Source organism: Allobosea eneae, assembly GCF_042657265.1.
GTDB lineage: Bacteria > Pseudomonadota > Alphaproteobacteria > Rhizobiales > Beijerinckiaceae > Allobosea > Allobosea eneae.
In genome coordinates, this window is the sequence record NZ_JBHSLW010000047.1 from 21,186 (window position 1) to 28,532 (window position 7,347).

8 protein-coding genes and 1 pseudogene are annotated in these 7,347 nt (G+C 65.2%); 4 read left to right on the forward strand and 5 right to left on the reverse strand.

Features of this window, described 5'->3' with window-relative positions; genetic code table 11:
* Window positions 1-17: 17 nt before the first annotated feature.
* Both ACFPOB_RS24380 and ACFPOB_RS24385 read right to left on the reverse strand, forming a co-directional pair.
* Window positions 18-2,276 carry a relaxase/mobilization nuclease domain-containing protein gene (locus ACFPOB_RS24380; RefSeq protein WP_377800947.1) on the reverse strand — a complete coding sequence of 753 codons (2,259 nt, stop codon included), beginning with the start codon at window positions 2,274-2,276 and terminating at the stop codon, window positions 18-20.
* The gene (locus ACFPOB_RS24385) at window positions 2,273-2,680 is read right to left on the reverse strand and encodes a hypothetical protein (RefSeq protein WP_377800948.1); all 408 of its coding nucleotides are present in this window, start codon (window positions 2,678-2,680) and stop codon (window positions 2,273-2,275) included. The genes ACFPOB_RS24380 and ACFPOB_RS24385 overlap by 4 nt, the downstream gene beginning before the upstream one ends.
* Before the next feature lie 385 nt (window positions 2,681-3,065).
* Here ACFPOB_RS24385 and ACFPOB_RS24390 point away from each other — a divergent pair, with 385 nt between their 5' ends.
* From ACFPOB_RS24390 to ACFPOB_RS24400, 3 genes are all read left to right on the forward strand, one after another.
* A complete protein-coding gene (locus tag ACFPOB_RS24390) occupies window positions 3,066-3,758 on the forward strand; it encodes a ParA family protein (RefSeq protein WP_377800949.1) in 693 nt (230 codons plus the stop codon).
* A complete protein-coding gene (locus tag ACFPOB_RS24395) occupies window positions 3,758-4,192 on the forward strand; it encodes a hypothetical protein (RefSeq protein ID WP_377800950.1) in 435 nt (144 codons plus the stop codon). Before ACFPOB_RS24390 ends, ACFPOB_RS24395 begins: the two co-directional genes overlap by 1 nt.
* A 117-nt stretch (window positions 4,193-4,309) precedes the next feature.
* The gene (locus ACFPOB_RS24400; RefSeq protein WP_377800951.1) at window positions 4,310-5,509 is read left to right on the forward strand and encodes a DUF1173 domain-containing protein; all 1,200 of its coding nucleotides are present in this window, start codon (window positions 4,310-4,312) and stop codon (window positions 5,507-5,509) included.
* Between the two features lie 72 nt (window positions 5,510-5,581).
* Here the strand turns inward: ACFPOB_RS24400 and ACFPOB_RS24405 are convergent, their stop codons facing one another.
* Complete coding sequence (locus tag ACFPOB_RS24405; protein WP_377800952.1) at window positions 5,582-5,764, reverse strand: hypothetical protein; 183 nt, start codon at window positions 5,762-5,764, stop codon at window positions 5,582-5,584.
* A gap of 422 nt (window positions 5,765-6,186) precedes the next feature.
* On the opposite strand from ACFPOB_RS24405, the gene ACFPOB_RS24410 reads away from it, so the two are divergent.
* Window positions 6,187-6,465, forward strand: coding sequence for an HU family DNA-binding protein (locus ACFPOB_RS24410; RefSeq protein ID WP_377800954.1), 279 nt, complete (start codon window positions 6,187-6,189; stop codon window positions 6,463-6,465).
* Between the two features lie 54 nt (window positions 6,466-6,519).
* Here ACFPOB_RS24410 and ACFPOB_RS24415 read toward each other — a convergent pair whose 3' ends face one another.
* Window positions 6,520-6,675, reverse strand: a complete 156-nt coding sequence (locus tag ACFPOB_RS24415) for a hypothetical protein (protein ID WP_377800953.1) — start codon at window positions 6,673-6,675, stop codon at window positions 6,520-6,522.
* A gap of 383 nt (window positions 6,676-7,058) precedes the next feature.
* Window positions 7,059-7,223, reverse strand: a pseudogene (locus ACFPOB_RS24420) (DUF736 domain-containing protein); the annotation flags it as partial.
* Between the last annotated feature and the right edge of the window lie 124 nt (window positions 7,224-7,347).

Genomic DNA, 7,347 nt, shown 5'->3' on the forward strand with positions numbered 1-7,347 from the left:
CGCGCCCGAAAGAGCCATCACATGCGTTGGCTCGGCGGTTTCTGCTTCTCGGCCTCCTCGCCCTCTATCGGCCGAGTGTTGATGCCGATGTCCTGCTGGCGCTTCAGCTCCTGCAAGCGTTCGCCCTGAGCGAGATTAGGATCGAGCCGTTGGTTTGGGTTCTGCGCGAGCGCGCGTGCCGCCTCGGCCGCGGCCTGCGCCTCCCGGCGTTCGCGTGCCGCAATCGTCTCGGCATGGCGCGTGGCGGCGCGATCCTGGGCGACCTCCCGCAGGGAGGCAGGATCGATTGCGCCGGAACTCTCCTCCCGGTTCTGCTCCGCGATCGCCCGGTCGTGTATGGCCTCTGCCCGTTCGGCCTCGCGCTGTTCAGCCGCTTCGATCTCCCGGGCGCGGGCGATCAACGCGTCGGCATGCGGCCCGAGGAGATGGCGCACCTCATCCTCGGACATGTGCGTTCGCCCGCTCTCCTGATTGGCCTTGAGGTCAGTCTGGATTGCCAGCTTCTCCATGGTCGCGGCGGTCCGGCGTAGGAACTCCATCTTCGTCGCGCCGTCCATGATGCCAGCGGCAAGTGCTACGGCCTCGCTGATGTCCTTCAGGTTTTCTCGCATCTCGGCGGCGGTCGCGTCAGCCATGTTCGATGCCTTTCGGTACTGGTTGAGCGAGACCAGGATCTTACCTGAAGCGAGGCTCTGCGTCAGCCGCGCAATATATTGAGCTACAGTCGGGTGATCCGGCTGCGCCTGCGCGACCGCCTGCCAGTCCCGCAGCCCCTCGCCCGTTGCGGCGAGCTGCCGTTTCGTTTCCGGTAACCCAACAGGATTGATCCTGGCGCGCTGGATCCGTTGCCGCGCATTCTCGACGACATGCGGATTGGCCTTCGCATAGGCCTGGTCCTGAGCCTCCCGCCCCGCCCGCGGCCGCTCAGCGACGTCGACGATGGACTTGTCGCGCGGGCCATAGCTCTGCGACGACGCGCGGTAGGCGGCGGAGGTGGCGACGATCTTGAGACCTTGCTGCTGAGCTTGGGCCGCATAGAGCTCGCGCCAGGCCCGTAGATCGGCCGGGCCCGGCCTCAATCTCTGCCCGTCCTCGCCCTTGACTGCAACGATGACATGGACGTGCATATGCCCATCGACTTCCTTGTCGTCATGAAGGGCGAAGGCAAATTTGTGCTCGGCGAACTGCTCGTGGAGAAACCCGCGTGCCGCCCGAACCAGCGCCTCCTTGTCCTCGCCGGCCTTCGCCGACAGGATCATGTGCATCGTATCGCGTGGCGAGAAGGAACGGAGCGCCTTGCCCCACGCCTGGGCCGCGGCGCGTACCTGCGGCTCAGTCGCGATCGCCTCGCCACCACCGCCTCGCGCCGCGCCATCATGGGTCAGACGCGAGAGGTGGTAGACGACACCAGCCTTGCCGTGGCTCGCCTTGCCAACTGGGACCACATCGACTGCCTCCGCTGGGATGCCGATCGCGGCGCCGACACGATCAGCGATCATCTGTCGGGTGGGGGCGCTGAACCGGCGATCTCCTTGGACCCGGGCATCGGAGAGATGAAAACGGTGACGCACCTGCTCATCACCGTCGTCGCCGCGCACAACGTTGTGCCCGGCCATCGTCGCGACGATGCGGGCTGAAGCCGTGCCATCGTCACGCCGATCGATCCTGTAGGCATAACGATGACCTGCGAACGCTGCCTCGACCGCCGCGACAAGGCGCTCCGGGTTCGTCTCCCCCGCCACGGTCAGCCGGAACGTCGCGACATCATCGCTCTCGCGCCGTTTGTCGAAATCGCGCGCCCAGGTCTTCATTTCAGCAGCGACCGCCTCCTGCGTCGCGAGAATTCTGCCGTCATGTGTTTCCAGCGCAGCCTGGTCCCGCTGGATGTACTGGCCGATCGCCGTGGCCCGCGCGACGCCGTGACCGTAGGAGATGACCTTCAGCACGGCCGGCTGATAACCGGCCGCGAGCAGCCCGGCCGGGGTCACGGCCCCGGCGCTAGGCACGAGCCGCCGTGAGGCCCTCGCACCGGCAACTCCCCGAGCAGCTTTGCCGTGCGGCGGGTCCTCCACATCGAAGCGCGACGCGATGGGACGCGCAGGCGAACCGTCGCCCACCGGCAGGCCCTGGGACCGCCGCGCCGCCAAAAACGGGCGCAGGGCGGAATAGCCTTCCCCTGCCCTGGACTGGCGGCGTGCGCGATGCTCCGCCTCCGCTGCAAGGCGCGCGCGCATCCGCATCGCCATGCCATCCAAGACGGCCTGATCGAGGCTCACGCCTCGATCTCCGGCAGATGCGCGGCCCGACGGAGCTTCAGACCATGCGCCACGGTCATCGTCGTCAGCTCATGATCGATTGCCCTCACCCGCTCGTCCAGGATTTCCCATATCGGCAGCGCCGCTTCCATCGGGGTAGCGCGGCCGGCATGGATCGCATGAACGAGCTGCGACAGGTTCCGGCCTACCATCCGGACCTGGGACGCGAGCGCGGCGACCGTGCGGGAGTTCTCAGCCGACAGCGCTGGACCGACATCGAGGCTCGCTTGAATCAGACGCCGAAGGGTCTCTGAACGGCTCAGGCCAAAGGCCCGGGACGCTTCGTCGAGGCACGCGCTCACCTCGGGCGTGAGATCGATACGGGCTCTTTTGCGGTCGTCGGATCGGGTCTTGGTCGCGGACATGAAAGCTCCCTTGGAAGGGAAACGCGCCGGCGCAGCCGGCCCAGGTCGCCGCAGCGCGGCCTGCCGATCAATTTGGACCCAAATTGAGTATCTTGTCAATTAAACTCCAAACACAACCTAACAATGCACCCATCAATACATTCAACAATCTGCCGATAACTTCATTCTATCATTCGATTTGCTAGCCATCGGGTCAACTTCTCATTCTCCTATTCTCTCATTCGCATTGCCGTTCATCGTGTCATTCGCCCATCGCGTCATGCTCCCACCCCCTCAGCCGGAACTGAAACGACGTGACTTTTCGGATCTCTGCTTTATATATTGAGCGAATGACGTCATTGCAGAATGGTGGAATGACTCAAGTTCTTTGAAGGAAAAGCGCCAGGTGAGCGAACCTGACAGCGAAGCCCTACAGGTCACGATCGCCTCGCCCAAAGGTGGGGCGGGGAAGACCATGACCACGATCCTGCTCGCCGGCGAGTTCGCTGCCGCCGGACACAAGGTCCTTGTCGTCGATACCGATCCGCAGGAATCCGCCTCGCGCTGGTACAGGAACAGCAAGAAGGTCGGATTCGCGCTCCGCCATATCGACTTGATCTCGGTGACCGATGTCACCGCTCTCGGCGAGACGTTGAAGAGCGCGCGGCACTACTCCCTCATTCTCGTCGATATCCAGGGGACAGCGAGCGCGGCCATGGGCGCCGCCGTTGCCTATGCCGACTTCGTGGTTATCCCAACCCGCCCCCATGTCTTCGATGTCGACAGCTCACTGGCACTGATCCGGCAAATCGAGCTGCTGGGAGGCAGGCACCGGACGATTCCGTATGGCGTGCTGATGAACGGCGTGTCGGGTATCGACAAGAACACAATGGCCTTCAGGACGGCACTCGCGCAATTGACCAAAGCCGAGGTGCAAATGTTCGACAGCTATCTGTCGCAGCGCCCCACCTTCGGCGCGATCGCGACGGCAGGCACTCTTTACGAAGTCGACGGCGAGACCAGACCCATCAAAGACGCGCGGGATCAGACGAACGCCGTTGCGGCGGAAATCATCAATCGGTTGGGGAGTGCGCGCTGATGGCCGGGGAGGCCGACAAGACGGTGTCCGCTGCCGGCAGCCGGCTGCCGTCGTTACCAAAGAAGCGGAGTTCCGGCCCGTTCCAAAGGCTCGAGGAGCTGACAGAGGTCGGCGATCCTCCGCAGGATCTTCGGCTTCAGGCGCAACGCGATCCGCGCAGCTTCGATACCGGTGGGATGACTATCGATCCCGCCAAGGATGCGAGCGCCGACACCACACCGCCGACCGACGTAGCTCATCACCCCGAGCAACCAACGGCACCCACATCATCGGCCCCGGTCGAGAAGCCCGAGCACATGGTGCTGCAAACGACGGTGCCCATCGAGAAGGCGCAGGCGTTCAAGATGCACTGCATCAGAAACCGGACCACGGTTCGCGAAGAGCTGCGTCGGCTCGTTGACCAGGTGGTCTCCACCCAGCCGGCCGAACGCTGAGCTGTTAATCGACAGCACTGTCATTGCCTCTCGTCGACCGGCAACGGCTGGCCTCCGCACGGGTTGCCGCACCGGTCCAGCCAGTCGAAACTTCGATGGCGAACAAGGAGGACGTGGATGCGCCGGTACGAGATCGCGGGCACCATCACGGCGGAAGATGATCCTGCCCTGCCGGACGCGATCGCGGCAGCCTATCGCGATCGCATCCGCCCGCTGTGTCTATGCCGGCAGCCCGGCATTCCAATGTATGTCGCCGCGATGGGCGAGCAGCATGTGATCAAGCGCATGCCGCTCAGCGGCGGCCAGCACGATCCAGCCTGCGACTCCTATGAGCCGCCCACTGATTTGTCGGGTCTCGGCCCGCTGATGGGCAGTGCGATCCGGCTCGATCCCGAGAGTGGGATGGCGGCGTTGCGACTGGAGTTCAGCCTGACGCGGACCGGCAGCCGTGCAGCGCCGACGCCAGGCGCATCGGAGACGACGTCGGTGAAGAGCGAGGCGCGTCGGCTATCGCTCCGCGCGCTGCTACATCTGCTCTGGAACGAGGCCGGCTTGACGAAATGGACTTCCGCATGGGCCGGCAGGCGCCACTGGTGGAACATCCGCTGGCATCTGATCGAGGCGGCGAAGACGATGCTGGTGAAGGGCGCGCCGCTGAGCGAGGTGCTGTTGGTGCCGGAACCCTTCCGCGCGGAGCAGAAGGACGCGATCGAGCAACGACGGGCCACTGCGTTGAGCGTGATCCAGCAGCAGAAGACTGGCCCACGGAAGCTCATGGTGCTGGTGGGCGAGGTCAAGGAATTCCAGGCGGCGCGCGGCAGCCACCGGCTGATCGTCAAGCACCTGCCAGGCTTCCCGTTCCTGCTCGACGATCGTGCCTGGGTTCGCGTGCAGGCGCGCTTCGAAGCGGAACTCGCACTATGGGCGGCGAACGATACCTCGCATCTGATCGCGGTCACGACTTTCGGACTCAATGCCGCTGGTCTCGCGATCGTCGAGGAGATCGCGCTGATGGTCGTGGCGGAGAACTGGATCCCTTACGAATCCGCCCAGGAACTGCGTCTGGTCGAGGCATTGGCCAAGACGCGCGAGCAAAGCATCAAGGGCCTGCGCTTCGCCTCGCCCGCCGACCAGCCGATCGTGGCGGCACTGCTGCTGCAGCACCGGCCACGCCCGCTTGCCCTCTTCGTCGTACCGGCGAGCGCGGATGACGCCTATGAGGATGCGCTCGATGAGATGATCGCGTCGCGCCCCGAGATGGATAGCTGGATCTGGCACACGGGCCGCGGCGAAATGCCGGCGCTACCCGTCCGGTAGACATATCGCCCCAACAACGAGCCGAGGGCGATACACCGGGTGGCCGGAGAGGTTCTGAAAGGGGGGACCGGCTCAATGAGCCGGCCCGCGCTCGTGCGGATCGAATTCGTAAAGCGGCTCAAGGTCGTCGTCTGCGTCGATCTCCTCGCTCGGCAGGGCGCCGTACTGGTCGCCGGACTTGAAGAGCGTGACCGGAACCATGAGGGTGCGGGCGAGGTGGAAGGCGTGGTCTCGTGCGAGGCTGAGATCGGACATCGTCGTGAGGCTCCATCCGGAGCGGGGGAATTCCCGCTCGATGGCTCCTCGAAGGGCCGGCCCCGGTCGCGATCACCGCGCGGGCTTAAGCCAAGCGGCGGCACGCTTCGCGTAGCCGACCCTTCATGGGTTGATCGTGGAAGATCCGGGGATGGACCAGGACGCCATCACGAGAGAGCGGGATTGCGCCGCCTCGGCCGAAGCCGCCGACGCCATGACCCTGATCCTCGAACGATACTTCGTGCACACAGCTCCCCCTCAGCCGGCGCGCGCTCGACCGATCCGGTGGTGCGGCCCGAAACCCGCCAGCGTAAACCGAGGCGCCCCTTGACGTGGTCACGATGCGCCCGCCCTATGCCGGTCGCGCCGCAATCGGGCGCGTAAACACAGATTCGACGACGAACCACCCAGGAGCGCCCGCGATGGCCACCACCGCTGACATTGCCGACAAGATCGCCACGGAGCACAAGCTGACGAAGGCGCAAGCCAAGGCCATCGTCGATAGCGTCTTAAAGTCGATTACTGATGCGGCGGCGAGCGGTGCTGAGACGAATCTGGCCGGGTTCGGGAAGTTCAAAGTGAAGGACCTGCCGGAGCGCGAAGCCCGTAATCCCTCGACCGGCGCGACGATCAAGGTCGCCGCTTCGAAGAAGCTGACCTTCACGCCGGCGAAGGCCGTGAAGGACGCGCTCAACGGCTGAAGCTCCTCGATCGCAACCAACAACACTGCCGTCGTCGACATGCGAAGAGGAGGCTCACGCCTCCTCGGTCTCGCGCCGCCGGTCCGCCTCGGCGAGCAGTTGGTCGAGACGTGCCTGCGTCTCGGCGCGCTCCGTGCGGGTGAGGATGCATTCCGCAAGCTCCGCGCGCAGCTCGGCGATGTCCGCGTAGATGTCGAAAGCGCTGTTCATGTGAACCTCCAATGTCTCGATGACGGGAGGCCGCCATCGGTCGTTGGAGGTCCGGGGCAAGGATTGCGTCAGCAACCGGCGGAGCCGGCGGGTGGGGGAGCCGATTTCGTTGTCGCGCAGCGGCGGCGAAATTGGGGGCACCGCCCGTCCTTGCGGCGGCCCGACTGACGGTACACTCCTAGCCCCAGAGAGAAAGACGGCCTGGCTCCACGGTGCCGCGCGCTCCCGGAAACGCGGGCTCCCGGCTCTGAGAACCTGCTCGACAGGATGCCGCGCCACGCCGGCAGCAACCGGGAGTGCCCCCCGGCCCCATGCCTCGCGGACGATGGTCGAACCGACATGGAAATGGCCCCGCCGTGTGGCGGGGCCGGGGTTTCGGGAGCTCAGTCCCGGTTCGGCCGGGACCAGATCAGCTGGAGGCCTTGCTCGCCTTCGACCTCGACCAGGGTGGCGTAGATCGGGGCCGGGAAGCTCGGGTCGTCGAGCTTGACCGAGAGGTAGTCGCGGCCGCTCTGCTCGGAGTGCTTCTGCCAGGCCGCACCCAGTTCCGTCTTATGCGGTGCACCGCATAACGTGGATTATGCGTAGCGCGGGATTATGCGGAGTCGTTGGCTGGCAGCCGCGGTTTTGCGGGGTTTTGTCGCCGTGCCGCTCCGCATAATGGCGGACCGT